The following is a 13,371-nucleotide window of genomic DNA, read 5'->3' as shown; positions in this document are numbered from 1 at the left end:
GCACGAGCAGCGCCAGCGCCGCGGCGCTGGCGCTGCTCGTGCTGCGCGGCCCGGCCGGCGACGCCGACCTCGCGCACGCGCTCGCCGCCGCGCGTGCGCCGGGCGAGACGGTGGTCTATGTCGGCGACCCCTTCTTCGACCTGCGGCTGCTGGCGCGGCTGGAGACCGCGCCGGCCGTCGTCGCCGACTGGGACACGACACGGCGCCGGCCGCGCGACGACTGGCGCCACGAACTGCTCGATGCCGGCCGTTTCGACCCGGCGGCGGCCGGCGCGAGGCTGTGGCTGCCCGCCGAGGCGCAGCGCCATCGCTGCGATGGCGGCCGCATCTGGCTGGTGGTGGCGCACGGCGCGGCGCTGCCGCCGGGTTTCGGCGACGCGCAGGCCGTCGCCGACGGTGCGCGCGGGAGCCTGTGGCGCGCCGATCCGGTGGCGCCATGCCGCTGAAGCACACGCCGCGGCCGCTGCTGCGCTACGCCGGCGTCGGCCTGGTCGCGACGGCGGCGCACTGGGCGACGCTGGCCGCGCTGGTCGAATGGGCCGGCTGCGCCGCCTGGATCGGCAGCGGCGTCGGCGCGGCGCTCGGCGCGCAGCTGGCCTGGGCCGGCAACCGCCGCTTCACCTTCGCCGACGGCCGGCGACCGCCGGCGGCGAGCTGGTGGCGTTTCCAGGCGACCGCGCTCGCCGGTGCCGTGCTGGGCATGGTCGTCGTCGCCGCCGGCGTGCACGCCGGCCTGCACTACCTGCTGGCGCAGGCGCTGGCGACGCTGCTGGTCTTCGCCACCGGCTTCGCCGTCAACCGGCACTGGAGCTTTGCCCGCCCGCCTGGCGCGCGGCGGCGAACGCCGGGCCGAGCGCGACACCGGCGGCCGCCAGGTCCTCGCTGAAAGCCGGGCTTTCGAGGTAGTGCGCTTCGCGCTCGCGCGCGGCGGCGATCTCGTCGCCGCTGCTGCGTGCGGCGCTGTCGCCAGGGTGGCAGAACAGCAGCGCGCTCGCGGAGTCGTCTTCGCCGTCGAGGGTGGCCAGCCAGCCCTGCATGCGGGCGCGGTAGTCGTCGGCCTCGAAGTCGTAGGCCCCGAGCAGCAGGTCGTTGTGCGGGATGTGCAGCCGGCGCAACTCGCGCTGCAGCGCACGCCCGCCGCTGAACTCGATCAGGCGGCGCTTGAGCGCGGCGCTCGGCCCTTCGACGCGGCCGGTGTTGCGCACCGCCAGGCCGCGCGCATGGGCCGTGCGCAGCACCAGGTCGCGCACGCCGGGCAGGTGGTGCACGTGCTGGTGGCCGTCGACGAACGCGGGCGCGGCGCCGACGTAGACCTGGAAACGGTCGATCTGGGCCTCCAGTTCGGCGCCTATGGCCGCCAGCGGCAGGGCGTGCGCGTGCGCCAGCGCGATCAGCGCCGGCAGCCGCGGCAGCACGTCCCAGTGGCGGCGCAGTTCGCTGCTGAGCGCAAAACCGTCGCTGAGGTTGAAGTGCAGGCCGCGTTTGACCGTCGCCGGCCAGAGGTGGCTGCGGCGCGCGGCTTCGGGCCAGCGCGAGCGCAGCACCAGCATGCTGGCGGCGGCCAGCCGGCCGGCGTGGGCGAGGCGGTCGATCGCGGCGTCGACGTGGGCGGCCGCGCCGTAGTCGTCGGCGCACAGGGCCAGGTGGTGCTGCGTTTTCATCGGCCTTCGGCCTCCGCCAGCGTCGGTTGCGGCCAGTGCAGCGGCTCCTCCAGCGGCGGTGCGCCGCTGTCGGCGGCCAGCAGGTAGACGGGACGCTGCTTGACCTCGTCGAAGATGCGGCCGACGTACTCGCCGAGCACGCCGATCGACAGCAGCTGCACGCCGGCGGTGAACATCATCCCGGCGACGATCGTCGGCCAGCCCGGCACCGGATGCCCGGCGACGACGTGCTCGACGACGACCCAGATGCCGTAACCCAGCGCGCAGCAGGCGACGCCCGCGCCGAGTGCACTCCACAGCCGCAGCGGCAGGTTGGAGAAGGCGGTGATGCCGGTGAGCGCCAGCCGCGCCAGGCGCAGCGGCGAGAAGCGGCTCGTGCCGGCGTGGCGCGGCAGCGGCGTGTAGGCGATCAGCACCGGCTCGAAACCGACCCAGGCGTACAAGCCCTTCATGAAGCGGTTGCGCTCGGGCAGCGAGTTGAGCGCGTCGACGACGCGGCGGTCGAACAGGCGGAAGTCGCCGGCGTCGGCGGTGATCGGCACCGGCGAGCCGACGTTGACGAGGCGGTAGAACCAGCGCGTGCCGGCGCGCTTGAACCAGGACTCGTCGTCGCGTGCGCGGCGCACCGCGCAGACGTGGTCGGCGCCTTCGCGCCAGGCCTGCAGCATCGCCGGCATCAGCTCGACCGGATGCTGGCCGTCGGCGTCCATCAGCCAGACCAGCTCGCCGCGTGCGTGCGCCAGGCCGGCGGTCAGCGCCGCCTCCTTGCCGAAGTTGCGTGTCAGCCGCAGGTAGCGCACGCCGGCGGGCGGCGCGGCCATCAGCTCCGGCGTCGCGTCGCGGCTGCCGTCGTCGACGAGCACGATCTCCCAGCGGCTGCTCAGGCGGCGCAGCGCCGCGCTCAGCTGCCCCAGCGTCGCCGCCAGGTTCGCCGCTTCGTCGTAGGCCGGCATCACGACCGAGATCGTCGGTTCGCACAGCCTGCGCGGCAGCGGTTCATCCGGGCTGCGTTGCCGCATCACGAACTCCTTTGGCCGCCGGTGCGCAGCGCGACGTAGCTGCGCTCGTCGCCGTGCTGCACCAGCAGCGCCACCGTCGGGCCCGAGGCCGCCAGGCACTGCTGCAGCTGGGCGGTGCTCGAGACCGGCTGGCCGTTGACCGCGAGCAGCACGTCGCCCGGTTCCAGCCCGGCTTCGGCGGCCAGACCCTGGACCTGCTCGATGCGCAGCCCGCGCACCGTCTCGACGACTTTGCGCAGTTCGGCCGGCGCCATCGGCCGCAGCGCGACGCCGAGGGCAGCGTCCATCGCCGCGTTCGCCGGTGGCTCGCCGCGGTGGTCGTCGGCGTCGCCGAGCACCAGCTGGACCTGCCAGCTGCGGCCGCCGCGCCAGACCTCGAGCGCCAGGCGCTGGCCTGGACTGGCGAGCGCGGTGACGATGCCCAGCTCGCCCGAGTCGACGATGCGGCGCTCGCCGGCCAGCAGCACGATGTCGCCGGCGCGCAGGCCGGCACGTTCGGCGGCGCTGGCCGGCATCACGCGGTCGATCAGCGCCCCTTCGGCGCGCGCCAGGCCGAAGGCTTCGGCCAGCGACTGGTCGACCTCCTGCACCGCCACGCCCAGGCGCGCGTGGCGCGCGTGGCCGGTCTCGAGGATCTGGCGCTCGACACGCAGCGCGAGGTCGGCCGGGATCGCGAAGCTCAGGCCCTGGAAGCCGCCGGTGCGCGTGTAGATCTGGGCGTTGATGCCGACGACCTCGCCGCGGCCGTCGATCAGCGGCCCGCCGGAGTTGCCCGGGTTGATCGCGACGTCGGTCTGGATGAAGGGCACCGCGCCGTCGGGCAGGTTGCGTGTCGTCGCGCTGACGACGCCGGCGCTGACGCTGTTGTCGAAGCCGTAGGGCGAGCCGATCGCCATCACCCATTGCCCTACGCGCAGCGAGGCCGGGTCGCCGGGCGTGACGGTGGGCAGGCCCTGGGCGTCGATCTTCAGCACCGCGACGTCGGTCAACGTGTCGCTGCCGAGCACACGCGCCCGGAACTCGCGCCGGTCGGTCAGGCGCACGACGACCTCGCGCGCATCGGCGACGACGTGGGCGTTGGTCAGGATCACGCCGTCGGCGCGCACGATGAAACCCGAGCCCAGCCCGCGCATCGGCACGTCCAGGTGTGCGCCGGCGCCGCCGTACTGGCGCTGCAGGCGGCGCAGCAGTTCCTCGTCGGGGTCGTCCGAGGTGGCGGCGGTGTCGGCGCCCAGATGGCGGATGCCGCTGACGCGGATGTTGACCACCGCTGGGCCGACTCGCTGGGCGATGGCGGCGAAGTCGGGTGCCGGCGCGGTGATCGTGGACGCCGCGGCGGCGCCGGTCTCGGCCTGCGCCGCCGGCGCAGCCAGCACGGCCAGCGCGCTCAGTACCGCCGCCAGCGTGGCATGGAGGCGCCACCGGCGCGGTGCGAGGAGGGACGGGAAAGCGGCCATCGGCAATGACTCCGGGTTTCGTGGCAGTGCACGGACCGAAGCCTGAGCATGTCGAAGCCGCAGTCGATGACGCCGGCTGGAGCTGCGATGACAGATGAAACACGGCGCCGCCGCCGGCGCGTCGGCCCCCGGGAGCCGGGCGCCGTTGAGTCCTCAAGCCCGGTGCATGCCGGGTCGGCTCGAAGGACCTGGAGCCCTCAACGGGGTCCGATAGGAGAACTGAACATGGCTGCCACCCGTACCATCATCCGCAATGGCCTGCTCGCCGCCACGCTCGCTGGCGTCGCGGCCCTCGGCTTCGCCGCCACGCCGAAACCCGCCGAGGCCGCCGCCTCGGTGCCGGCGACGACGAGCGCTGCCAAGGCTCCGGCCAAGGCCCAGCATCACGCCAAGGCCAAGGCCAAGGCCAAGCCGGTGCACACGGCTCATGCGATGAAGGCGAAGGCGATGAAGACGCCGGCGCCGACCAGCAACTGAGCTTGCTGCCGGGATTCGGCGCGCTGCCGGACCCCCGCCGCTGGTTCGGCCTCGGCCGTGCCGCACACCAGGCGCCTCGGCGTGCCGTGACAGGCGGCGCCAGATGCGGGCACACCGCTTCCGCCGCGACCCGTTCCCGGGCCGCGCCGTGAATATCGCCGGCGTCTCAGGCGACGGTTTGCGGCGCCGGCTCCAGGGCCGCCGCCGTCACCGGCCGGATGTTTTGCGCCAGATTGCCCTTGGGGCCCTGCACGAGATCGAACTCGACGCGGCCGCCTTGCTTCAGCGTGCGAAAGCCATCCATCTGCACCGCCGAGAAGTGCGCGAACACGTCCGCGCCGCCTCCTTCGGGTTCGATGAAACCGAAGCCCTTGGCATCGTTGAACCACTTCACCGTACCGACTGCCATTGTTTTCACCTCGCTTAACTGCGCGCGAATATCAAAAATGATTCTGTCGACGGCGTCAGAACAGTGTCAAGGCAAGTCAGGGTTTTGGTGTCTCCTGGATTCGACAAACATTGGTCAAATCGGGCCCAGGTCGCCCGCGTGACAGGCTTCACGAAGGACTCGGGGGGGCGGGGGCTTGAAGCGGCGGCGTGCGCATCAACATGACCATGGCACGGGTCATGCAAAGTTGCCGCGGGCAAGCATGGACAACGCCGATAGAATGAATTCATGCCCGACGAACCATCCGTCCCCCCGGTTAAGCCGCCGGTCTCGCCTGCCCGGGACGGCGGCGCAGGTGGTGCCGTCGTCGCCGAGCGCAAGGCCCAGCGGGTCAAGCCGCCGAGCCTGTACCAGGTGGTGCTGCTCAACGACGACTACACGCCGATGGAGTTCGTCGTCATGGTGCTCCAGCACTATTTCCAGCGTGACCTGGAGACGGCCACGCACATCATGCTGAAGATCCACCACGAGGGTCGGGGCGTGTGTGGCGTGTACCCGAAGGACGTTGCCGCGACGAAGGTCGAACTCGTGCTCGCCGCGGCTCGCCGCGACGGTCACCCGCTTCAGTGCATTATGGAGGCCGCATGATTGCGCAAGAACTGGAAGTCAGCCTGCACATGGCGTTCGTCGAAGCGCGCCAGCAGCGGCATGAGTTCATCACTGTCGAGCACCTGCTGATGGCGCTGCTCGACAACCCCTCCGCGGCCGAGGTGCTGCGCGCCTGCGCTGCCAACATCGAGGACCTGCGCAAGAGTCTGGCGACCTTCATCAAGGAGAACACGCCGACGGTCTCGGGCAGCGAGGAAGTCGACACCCAGCCGACGCTCGGTTTCCAGCGCGTGATCCAGCGCGCGATCATGCACGTGCAGAGCACGGGCAGCGGCAAGAAGGAAGTCACCGGCGCCAACGTGCTGGTGGCGATCTTCGGCGAGAAGGATTCGCACGCCGTCTACTACCTGCACCAGCAGGGCGTGACGCGGCTGGACGTCGTCAACTTCATCGCCCACGGCATCAAGAAGAGCGACCCGCCCGAGCCCGCCAAGTCCAACGACAGCGGTGCCAGCAACAACGAGGGCGAACGCGACGAAGCCGGCGGCGAAGGCAAGGGCTCGCCGCTGGAGCAGTTCACGCAGAACCTCAACACGCTGGCGCTGGCGGGCAAGATCGACCCGCTGATCGGCCGCGAGCACGAGGTCGAGCGCGTCATCCAGGTGCTGTGTCGCCGGCGCAAGAACAACCCGCTGCTGGTCGGCGAGGCCGGTGTCGGCAAGACCGCCATCGCCGAAGGCTTGGCCTGGCGCATCACCGAGAAGGACGTGCCCGAGGTCCTGGCCGACGCCACCGTCTACTCGCTCGACATGGGCGCGCTGCTGGCCGGCACCAAGTACCGCGGCGACTTCGAGCAGCGCCTGAAGGGCGTGCTCAAGCAACTGAAAGACCAGCCGAACGCGATCCTCTTCATCGACGAGATCCACACGCTGATCGGCGCCGGCGCGGCCTCGGGCGGCACGCTGGACGCGAGCAACCTGCTCAAGCCCGCGCTGTCCAGCGGCTCGATGAAGTGCATCGGCGCGACCACCTTCAACGAGTACCGCGGCATCTTCGAGAAGGACGCGGCGCTGTCGCGGCGCTTCCAGAAGGTCGACGTCGTCGAGCCTTCGGTCGAGCAGACGATCGAGATCCTGAAGGGCCTGAAGTCGCGCTTCGAGGACCACCACAACGTCAAGTACGCGCTCGGCGCGCTGCAGGCCGCGGCCGAACTCTCGGCCAAGTACATCAACGACCGTCACCTGCCCGACAAGGCGATCGACGTCATCGACGAAGCCGGTGCCGCCCAGCGCATCCTGCCCAAGAGCAAGCAGAAGAAGACCATCACCCGGGCCGAGGTCGAGGAGATCGTCGCCAAGATCGCGCGCATCCCGCCGGCCTCGGTGTCGAGCGACGACCGCGACAAGCTGAAGACGCTGGAGCGCGACCTGAAGAGCGTGGTCTACGGCCAGGACCCGTCGATCGAGGCGCTGGCCGCCGCGATCAAGATGGCGCGTTCCGGCCTGGGCAAGCCCGACAAGCCGATCGGCTCCTTCCTGTTCAGCGGCCCCACCGGCGTCGGCAAGACCGAAGTCGCCAAGCAGCTGGCCTACATCCTGGGCATCGAGCTGATCCGCTTCGACATGTCCGAGTACATGGAGCGGCACGCGGTCAGCCGCCTGATCGGCGCGCCTCCGGGCTACGTCGGTTTCGACCAGGGCGGCCTGCTGACCGAGGCGGTGACGAAGAAGCCGCACGCGGTGCTGCTGCTCGACGAGATCGAGAAGGCCCACCCCGACGTCTTCAACGTGCTGCTGCAGGTCATGGACCACGGCACGCTGACCGACAACAACGGGCGCAAGGCCGACTTCCGCAGCGTGATCATCATCATGACCACGAACGCGGGCGCCGAGACGATGAACAAGTCGACGATCGGCTTCACGACCCGGCGCGAGCAGGGCGACGAGATGGCCGACATCAAGCGCCTGTTCACGCCCGAGTTCCGCAACCGGCTCGACGCGATCGTGTCCTTCCGCGCTCTGGATGAGGACATCATCATGCGCGTCGTCGACAAGTTCCTGCTGCAGCTCGAAAGCCAGCTCGCCGAGAAGAAGGTCGAGGTCACCTTCACCGACAAGCTGCGCCAGCACCTGGCGAAGAAGGGCTTCGACCCGCTGATGGGTGCGCGGCCGATGCAGCGCCTGATCCAGGACATGATCCGGCGCGCGCTGGCCGACGAACTGCTGTTCGGCCGTCTGGTCGATGGCGGCCGGCTCACGGTCGACCTCGACGACAAGGACGAGGTGCAGCTGGACATCCAGCCGCCCAAGCGCAGCGACAAGCCGCGCACCGAAGCCACGCCCGCCTGAGCGCGGCGCGCGGCGCCTCAGGCGGCTTCGGCCGCCGGGTCCTGCCGATAGAACCTGACGAACACCCCGTACAACGCGGGGTGTTCTTTTTTCATCGCCGCCGGGGCGACGAAGAAGGCCTCGCTCGCGACCGCGAAGAACTCGTCCGGCGACTGCGCGCCGTAGGGGTCGAGCGCGGTGTCCTCGTCGGCTTCGACACGGCGGCAGAAGTCCTCGTACTCGGCCTGCAGCACCGCCTGCCATTCGGCGGCGGGCAGCTCTGCCGGCAGCAGCGGCACGCCATCGGCGACACCGTCGGCCATGTCGAGCACGTGCGCGAACTCGTGGATGACGACGTTGTAGGCCTCGGCGGCGCTGCGCCCGGCGGCGCGCACGTCCTGCCAGGACAGCATCACCGGGCCGCCTTCCATCGCCTCGCCGGACAGCAACTCGTCGTACTCGTGCACGACGCCGTCCTCGTCGACCGTGGAGCGCCGCGCGACCACCTGGTCCGGGTGCAGCACGATGCCGACGAAACCGTCGTAGGCGGCCAGCCCGATGTTCAGGATCGGCAGGCAGGCCTGGGCCGCGACGGCGACCGCGACGTGGTCGGTCAGGCGCACGCCGGGCTGGGCGCTGAACTCCTTGCGGTCCAGGAACAGGCTGGTCAGCCGGCGCAGCGCCGCTGCCGCCTCGGGGTCGCGCCGCTGCAGGAAGGGGTAGCGCACGAGCGTGCGCTTCCACAGGTCGTCGGGAATCGGGCGGCGCGCGAGCGCGGCTTCTTCACGCCGCTGCTGCAGCCGGTTGCGCAGCCGCTGCCACATCAGGCGCCGGCGGCCGTCGGCGGCACGCGCTCGAATCCGTCGCGCGTCAGGCGCAGCACCTCGGCGCGCGGCCGCGCCGCGTCGTCCAGGTCCCAGTCGCAGAGCACGTGACGCTTGTAGCCGGGAGCCAGCGTCTCGCTGCCCGGCCGGTGGGTGTGGCCGTGCACCAGCTCGGCGCTGCCGATGGCGTGCATCCACGCGACCGCCGCACCGGCGTCGACGTCGGCGTACAGCGCCGCCTCGTCCTGGCGCGAGGCGCTGCGCTGGCGGATGTCGGCGGCGATCGCCAGCCGTTCGGCCAGCGACCGCGCCAGGAAGTCGCGCTGCCAGGCCGGGTCGCGCACCTGGGCGCGGTAGCCCTGGTACTCGGTGTCCTCGAGGCAGAGCGCGTCGCCGTGCGTCAGCAGCAGGCGCCGGCCCCAGGCGTCGAGCAGCGTCGGGTCGGCCAGCCCCATCACGCCGGTCTCGCGCAGCAGGCGCGAGCCGACGAGGAAATCGCGGTTGCCGGCCATGAAGGCGAGGCTGCGCCGGCTGGCGGCCTCGGCCAGCACCTCGGCGCACTCCTGCTCGAAGGGCAGGCAGCGCGCGTCGTCGCCGACCCAGACCTCGAACAGGTCGCCGAGGATGAAGACGGCGTCGGCCGGCGTGTGCAGCAGGTGCTCGCGCCAGGCGTCGACGGTGCGCGGCAGCGTCGGCGCGAGGTGGATGTCGGAGATGAAGTCGATGGCCCGCCAGTCGCGCGGGGCCTCGAACTCGAAGTACGCGGGCAGCGCCGTCGTGCCTGCAGCGCTGCCTGCGGCCATCAGGCGACCTCGGTGGCGCGCTCGATGCGCACGTCTTCCAGCGGCACGTCGTCGTGGAAGCCCTTGCGGCCGGTGCGCACGCGTTCGATCAGGTCGACGACCTCGGTGCCCGAGACCACCTTGCCGAACACGGCGTAGCCCCAGCCGTCCTGGGCCCGGTCGTTGTCGAGGAAGCCGTTGTCGCCGGTGTTGATGAAGAACTGCGCGCTCGCCGAATGCGGGTCGGAGGTGCGTGCCATCGCCAGCGTGTAGCGCAGGTTGCGCAGGCCGTTCTTGGCTTCGTTCTGGATGCTGGCGCCGGTGGGCTTCTGCTTCATGCCGGGCTCGAAACCGCCGCCCTGGACCATGAAGCCCTTGATGACGCGGTGGAAGACGGTGCCGTCGTAGTGGCCCTTCTTCACGTAGTCGAGGAAGTTGGCCACCGTCACCGGCGCGCGCTCGTCGTCGAGCTCGATCACCAGCGTGCCGGCGGTGGTTTCGAACTGCACTTGCTTGGTCATGTCATTTCTCCAGGGTGGCCTTGCGGATGATCACCGGCGTGACCGGCACGTTCTGGTGCGGGCCCGACGATGTGGTGGGCGTCGCGGCGATGCGGTCGACGACGTCCATGCCCGTGGTCACGCGGCCGAAGACGGCGTAGCCGTTGCCGTCGCGTGCGTTGGGCTGGTCGAGGAAGCCGTTGTCGGCGACGTTGATGAAGAACTGCGCCGTCGCCGAGTCGGGCACCATCGTGCGCGCCATCGCGAGCGTGCCGCGCGTGTTCGCCAGGCCGTTGCGGCTTTCCAGTGGGATCGGCTTGCGCGTCGGCTTCTCGGCCATCTTGGGCGTCATGCCGCCGCCCTGGATCATGAAGCCCGGGATCACGCGGTGGAAGATCGTGCCGTCGAAGTGGCCGGCCTTGACGTACTGGACGAAGTTGTCGACGGTCTTGGGCGCCTTGGCGGCGTCGAGCTCGACGACGATCTCGCCGGCACTGGTGTCCAGGCGCACGGTCTGCGCGCTGGCGGGAGCGGCGGCGACGATGGCGGCCGCAGCGAAAGCGACAAGCTTGGCGTGGCGGAACATGGAGTCCTTCGGGGCGGTGGATGCGGGAAGTCTAGCGACGCGCACGGCCCGGGCGCTGCCCGGGCCCGACGTCAGCGGGGGCTCGCGGCGAGTTCGCGCGCGACGCGGATGCGGCGTTCGAGTTCCGGGTCGCCCGGTGTCGCCGCCGCCGCCGCTTCCCAGGACTGCAGCGCCAGGCGCAGCATCACGTCGCCGAGGTTGCGGCGCGCGTTGCGCTGCGACGGGTCGTTGCGCAGCGCGGTTTCGAGCGCGACGCGGGCGTCTTCCAGCCGGCCGGCACGGGCGTACAGCAGCCCGAGGTTGTTGTAGGGCTCGGGCAGCTCGGGAAAGTCCTGCGTCATGCGCAGGAAGGCGTCCTCGGCCTCGGCGTCGCGGCCCAGGTCCAGCAGCGCGACGCCGCGCGTGAAACGCAGCGTGGCGTCGTTCGGGCGCTGCGCGAGCGCGGTCTCGGCGCGGGCCAGCGCCGCGTCCGCCTGCCCGGCCAGCAGCAGGCGCTGGGCATCGGCGGCGTCGTCGGCATGTGCCAGGGGGACCAGGGCCAGCGCGAGTGCGGCGATCAGGACACGGAGCATCTGCAGCGGGGGGTTCGGCAGGGTGGGGCGCAGGAGGCGCCCGCTATACTGAAAGATTGTATCGGCGCGCCCCACTGAAGATTCCCGACTGCATGACGCTCCGCCTCCACAACACCCTGACGCGCCGTCTCGAGACCTTTGTTCCGATCGAGCCGGGCCACGTGCGCCTGTACGTCTGCGGCATCACGGTGTACGACTTGTGCCACATGGGGCACGCGCGGATGAACCTCGCGTTCGACGTCGTCTACCGCTGGCTGCGCGCCAGCGGTTACGACGTCACCTACGTCCGCAACATCACCGACATCGACGACAAGATCATCCGCCGTGCGCTCGAGCGCGGCGTCGCCATCCGCACGCTGACCGACGAGATGATCGCGGCGATGCACCGCGACTTCGCCGCGCTCGGCCTGGCGCCGCCGACGCACGAGCCGCGGGCCACCGACTACGTGCCGCAGATGCTCGACATCATCGGCAAGCTCGAGCACAAGGGCCTGGCCTACCGCGCCGAAGACGGCGACGTGAACTTCGCGGTGCGGCGCTTCCCTGGCTACGGCAAGCTTTCGGGCAAGTCGCTGGACGAGCTGCGTGCCGGCGAACGGGTCGCGGTGGCCGGCGGCAAGGAAGACCCGCTGGACTTCGTGCTCTGGAAGTCGGCCAAGCCCGAGGAGCCGGCCGAGGCCAAGTGGGACAGCCCCTTCGGCGCCGGGCGCCCGGGCTGGCACATCGAGTGCTCGGCGATGAGCTGCGCGCTGCTGGGCGAACGGTTCGACCTGCACGGCGGCGGCATGGACCTGCAGTTCCCGCACCACGAGAACGAGATCGCGCAGAGCGAAGGCGCCTACGGTCATCCGGTTGTCAACTACTGGCTGCACAACGGCTTCTTGAACGTCGACAACGAGAAGATGTCCAAGAGCCTGGGCAACTTCTTCACCATCGCCGAGGTGCTGAAGAAGTTCGACGGCGAGACGGTGCGCTTCTTCATGCTGCGCACGCACTACCGCAGCCCGTTCAACTTCGCCGACTCGCTGCTCGACGAAGCGCGCGCCGCGCTGCGCCGGCTCTACACCGCGCTCGACGGCTGCGGCGCCGAGGCCGGCGAGCTCGACTGGAACGACCCGCGTGCCGCCGCCTTCCGCACGGCGATGGACGACGACTTCAACACGCCGGGTGCGCTGGCGGTGCTGTTCGAGCTCGCCAACGAACTGAACCGCGAGCGCGACCCGAAGACCGCCGCGCTGCTGGTCTCGCTCGGCGCCATCCTCGGCATCCTGCAGCAGTCGCCGCGCGCCTTCCTGCAGGCCGGCGCCGGTGTCGGCGACGCCGAGATCCAGGCGCTGATCGAAGCCCGTGCCGCCGCCAAGCGCGAGCGCCGCTTCGCCGATGCCGACCGCATCCGCTCCGAACTCGCCGCCCAGGGTGTCGAGCTGAAGGACGGCGCGCAGGGCACGACCTGGGTGAGGGCCTGATCCGGATGTCCCCTCGTGACCAGGTCCTCGCCGTGACGCCGGCCTACTGGGACGACGCCTGCCGCCACCTGTCGCGCCGCGACCGGGTGATGAAGAAGCTGATCCCGCGTTTCGGCGAAGCGCGGCTGGAGAGCCGCGGCGACGCCTTCACGACGCTGGCGCGTTCCATCGTCGGCCAGCAGATCTCGGTGAAGGCGGCGCAGTCGGTGTGGAACAAGTTCGCCGCGCTCGTCGACGGTCCGGAGATGCACCTGCCGCCGCAGACCGTCAATGCGCTGGACCCGCTGACGATGCGCGGCGCCGGCCTGTCGGCGCGCAAGACCGAGTACCTGCTCGACCTGGCGCGCCACTTCGTCGACGGCACCGTTCACGTCGCCGACTGGCAGCAGATGGACGACGAGGCGATCATCGACGAGCTCGTCGCGATCCGCGGCATCGGCCGCTGGACCGCCGAGATGTTCCTGATCTTCCATCTGATGCGCCCGAACGTCCTGCCGCTGGACGACCTCGGCCTGTTGAAGGGCATCAGCCTCAATTACTTCAGCGGCGAGCCGGTGTCGCGTGCCGAGGCACGCGAAGTCGGCGAGGCGTGGGCTCCTTATCGCTCGGTGGCCACTTGGTATATTTGGCGGAGCCTGGATCCGCTTCCTGTGAGTTATTAGGCCCCCCCGAAGCGCCTTCGGCGCTCCCCCCAGGGGGCGCC

General features: G+C 70.7%; 15 protein-coding genes and 1 pseudogene. 7 read left to right on the top strand and 9 right to left on the bottom strand.

The features are described 5' to 3' along the window. Both CKO43_RS16985 and CKO43_RS16980 read left to right on the top strand, forming a co-directional pair. Positions 1 to 446, top strand: a pseudogene (locus tag CKO43_RS16985) (hypothetical protein); the annotation flags it as partial. Beyond that, positions 437 to 886 carry a GtrA family protein gene (locus tag CKO43_RS16980; RefSeq protein ID WP_200379338.1) on the top strand — a complete coding sequence of 150 codons (450 nt, stop codon included), beginning with the start codon at positions 437 to 439 and terminating at the stop codon, positions 884 to 886. The pseudogene CKO43_RS16985 and the gene CKO43_RS16980, both read left to right, overlap by 10 nt. On the opposite strand, the gene CKO43_RS16975 is transcribed toward CKO43_RS16980, so the two are convergent. From CKO43_RS16975 to CKO43_RS16965, 3 genes are read right to left on the bottom strand one after another with little or no spacing between them, the layout of a single operon-like run. Next, positions 795 to 1,661: a ChbG/HpnK family deacetylase gene (locus CKO43_RS16975; RefSeq protein WP_200379337.1), complete on the bottom strand. Its 867-nt coding sequence runs from the start codon at positions 1,659 to 1,661 to the stop codon at positions 795 to 797. The two genes, CKO43_RS16980 and CKO43_RS16975, sit on opposite strands and share 92 nt — an antisense overlap. Then, positions 1,658 to 2,680 (bottom strand): glycosyltransferase family 2 protein, encoded by a 1,023-nt coding sequence (locus tag CKO43_RS16970; protein WP_200230756.1) that lies wholly within the window; start codon positions 2,678 to 2,680, stop codon positions 1,658 to 1,660. The genes CKO43_RS16975 and CKO43_RS16970 overlap by 4 nt, the downstream gene beginning before the upstream one ends. Further along, positions 2,680 to 4,137 (bottom strand): trypsin-like peptidase domain-containing protein, encoded by a 1,458-nt coding sequence (locus CKO43_RS16965; protein WP_200379336.1) that lies wholly within the window; start codon positions 4,135 to 4,137, stop codon positions 2,680 to 2,682. Before CKO43_RS16965 ends, CKO43_RS16970 begins: the two co-directional genes overlap by 1 nt. 225 nt (positions 4,138 to 4,362) lie before the next feature. On the opposite strand from CKO43_RS16965, the gene CKO43_RS16960 reads away from it, so the two are divergent. Beyond that, complete coding sequence (locus CKO43_RS16960) at positions 4,363 to 4,614, top strand: hypothetical protein (RefSeq protein ID WP_200379335.1); 252 nt, start codon at positions 4,363 to 4,365, stop codon at positions 4,612 to 4,614. Positions 4,615 to 4,780: 166 nt separating this feature from the next. On the opposite strand, the gene CKO43_RS16955 is transcribed toward CKO43_RS16960, so the two are convergent. Continuing rightward, complete coding sequence (locus CKO43_RS16955) at positions 4,781 to 5,023, bottom strand: cold shock domain-containing protein (RefSeq protein ID WP_200379334.1); 243 nt, start codon at positions 5,021 to 5,023, stop codon at positions 4,781 to 4,783. Positions 5,024 to 5,290: 267 nt separating this feature from the next. Between CKO43_RS16955 and clpS the strand changes: the two genes are divergently transcribed. Both clpS and clpA read left to right on the top strand, forming a co-directional pair. Continuing rightward, positions 5,291 to 5,650, top strand: coding sequence for an ATP-dependent Clp protease adapter ClpS (gene clpS / locus CKO43_RS16950; protein WP_200230761.1), 360 nt, complete (start codon positions 5,291 to 5,293; stop codon positions 5,648 to 5,650). Beyond that, positions 5,647 to 7,959, top strand: a complete 2,313-nt coding sequence (gene clpA / locus CKO43_RS16945; protein ID WP_200230762.1) for an ATP-dependent Clp protease ATP-binding subunit ClpA — start codon at positions 5,647 to 5,649, stop codon at positions 7,957 to 7,959. Before clpS ends, clpA begins: the two co-directional genes overlap by 4 nt. A 17-nt stretch (positions 7,960 to 7,976) precedes the next feature. On the opposite strand, the gene CKO43_RS16940 is transcribed toward clpA, so the two are convergent. From CKO43_RS16940 to CKO43_RS16920, 5 genes are all read right to left on the bottom strand, one after another. After that, positions 7,977 to 8,762 (bottom strand): M90 family metallopeptidase, encoded by a 786-nt coding sequence (locus tag CKO43_RS16940; protein WP_200230764.1) that lies wholly within the window; start codon positions 8,760 to 8,762, stop codon positions 7,977 to 7,979. After that, positions 8,762 to 9,565, bottom strand: coding sequence for a UDP-2,3-diacylglucosamine diphosphatase (locus tag CKO43_RS16935; protein ID WP_200379333.1), 804 nt, complete (start codon positions 9,563 to 9,565; stop codon positions 8,762 to 8,764). The genes CKO43_RS16940 and CKO43_RS16935 overlap by 1 nt, the downstream gene beginning before the upstream one ends. After that, entirely contained in the window at positions 9,565 to 10,065 is a 501-nt protein-coding gene (locus CKO43_RS16930; RefSeq protein ID WP_200230767.1) for a peptidylprolyl isomerase, read from the bottom strand. Before CKO43_RS16930 ends, CKO43_RS16935 begins: the two co-directional genes overlap by 1 nt. A gap of 1 nt (position 10,066) precedes the next feature. Further along, positions 10,067 to 10,630 (bottom strand): peptidylprolyl isomerase, encoded by a 564-nt coding sequence (locus tag CKO43_RS16925; protein WP_200230769.1) that lies wholly within the window; start codon positions 10,628 to 10,630, stop codon positions 10,067 to 10,069. Positions 10,631 to 10,701: 71 nt separating this feature from the next. Next, entirely contained in the window at positions 10,702 to 11,202 is a 501-nt protein-coding gene (locus CKO43_RS16920) for a tetratricopeptide repeat protein (protein WP_200379332.1), read from the bottom strand. A gap of 92 nt (positions 11,203 to 11,294) precedes the next feature. On the opposite strand from CKO43_RS16920, the gene cysS reads away from it, so the two are divergent. Further along, a complete protein-coding gene (gene cysS / locus CKO43_RS16915) occupies positions 11,295 to 12,668 on the top strand; it encodes a cysteine--tRNA ligase (protein WP_200379331.1) in 1,374 nt (457 codons plus the stop codon). Between the two features lie 5 nt (positions 12,669 to 12,673). Next, on the top strand, positions 12,674 to 13,330 hold the full coding sequence (locus CKO43_RS16910; RefSeq protein WP_200230773.1) for a DNA-3-methyladenine glycosylase family protein: 657 nt from the start codon (positions 12,674 to 12,676) through the stop codon (positions 13,328 to 13,330). Positions 13,331 to 13,371: the final 41 nt, after the last annotated feature.

Origin of the sequence: Rubrivivax gelatinosus (assembly GCF_016583785.1) — a bacterium.
In the GTDB taxonomy this organism is placed as follows: Bacteria; Pseudomonadota; Gammaproteobacteria; order Burkholderiales; family Burkholderiaceae_C; genus Rubrivivax; species Rubrivivax gelatinosus_B.
This window is presented reverse-complemented; position numbering and strand designations above follow the sequence as displayed.

Coding starts and splice junctions, on each gene's coding strand:
- CKO43_RS16970 (WP_200230756.1), bottom strand. CDS start 2,680: ATGCGGCAACGCAGCCCGGATGAACCGCTGCCGCGCAGGCTGTGCGAA.
- CKO43_RS16980 (WP_200379338.1), top strand. CDS start 437: ATGCCGCTGAAGCACACGCCGCGGCCGCTGCTGCGCTACGCCGGCGTC.
- CKO43_RS16930 (WP_200230767.1), bottom strand. CDS start 10,065: ATGACCAAGCAAGTGCAGTTCGAAACCACCGCCGGCACGCTGGTGATC.
- CKO43_RS16920 (WP_200379332.1), bottom strand. CDS start 11,202: ATGCTCCGTGTCCTGATCGCCGCACTCGCGCTGGCCCTGGTCCCCCTG.
- CKO43_RS16960 (WP_200379335.1), top strand. CDS start 4,363: ATGGCTGCCACCCGTACCATCATCCGCAATGGCCTGCTCGCCGCCACG.
- CKO43_RS16955 (WP_200379334.1), bottom strand. CDS start 5,023: ATGGCAGTCGGTACGGTGAAGTGGTTCAACGATGCCAAGGGCTTCGGT.
- CKO43_RS16940 (WP_200230764.1), bottom strand. CDS start 8,762: ATGTGGCAGCGGCTGCGCAACCGGCTGCAGCAGCGGCGTGAAGAAGCC.
- CKO43_RS16935 (WP_200379333.1), bottom strand. CDS start 9,565: ATGGCCGCAGGCAGCGCTGCAGGCACGACGGCGCTGCCCGCGTACTTC.
- CKO43_RS16925 (WP_200230769.1), bottom strand. CDS start 10,630: ATGTTCCGCCACGCCAAGCTTGTCGCTTTCGCTGCGGCCGCCATCGTC.
- CKO43_RS16975 (WP_200379337.1), bottom strand. CDS start 1,661: ATGAAAACGCAGCACCACCTGGCCCTGTGCGCCGACGACTACGGCGCG.
- cysS (WP_200379331.1), top strand. CDS start 11,295: ATGACGCTCCGCCTCCACAACACCCTGACGCGCCGTCTCGAGACCTTT.
- CKO43_RS16910 (WP_200230773.1), top strand. CDS start 12,674: ATGTCCCCTCGTGACCAGGTCCTCGCCGTGACGCCGGCCTACTGGGAC.
- clpS (WP_200230761.1), top strand. CDS start 5,291: ATGCCCGACGAACCATCCGTCCCCCCGGTTAAGCCGCCGGTCTCGCCT.
- clpA (WP_200230762.1), top strand. CDS start 5,647: ATGATTGCGCAAGAACTGGAAGTCAGCCTGCACATGGCGTTCGTCGAA.
- CKO43_RS16965 (WP_200379336.1), bottom strand. CDS start 4,137: ATGGCCGCTTTCCCGTCCCTCCTCGCACCGCGCCGGTGGCGCCTCCAT.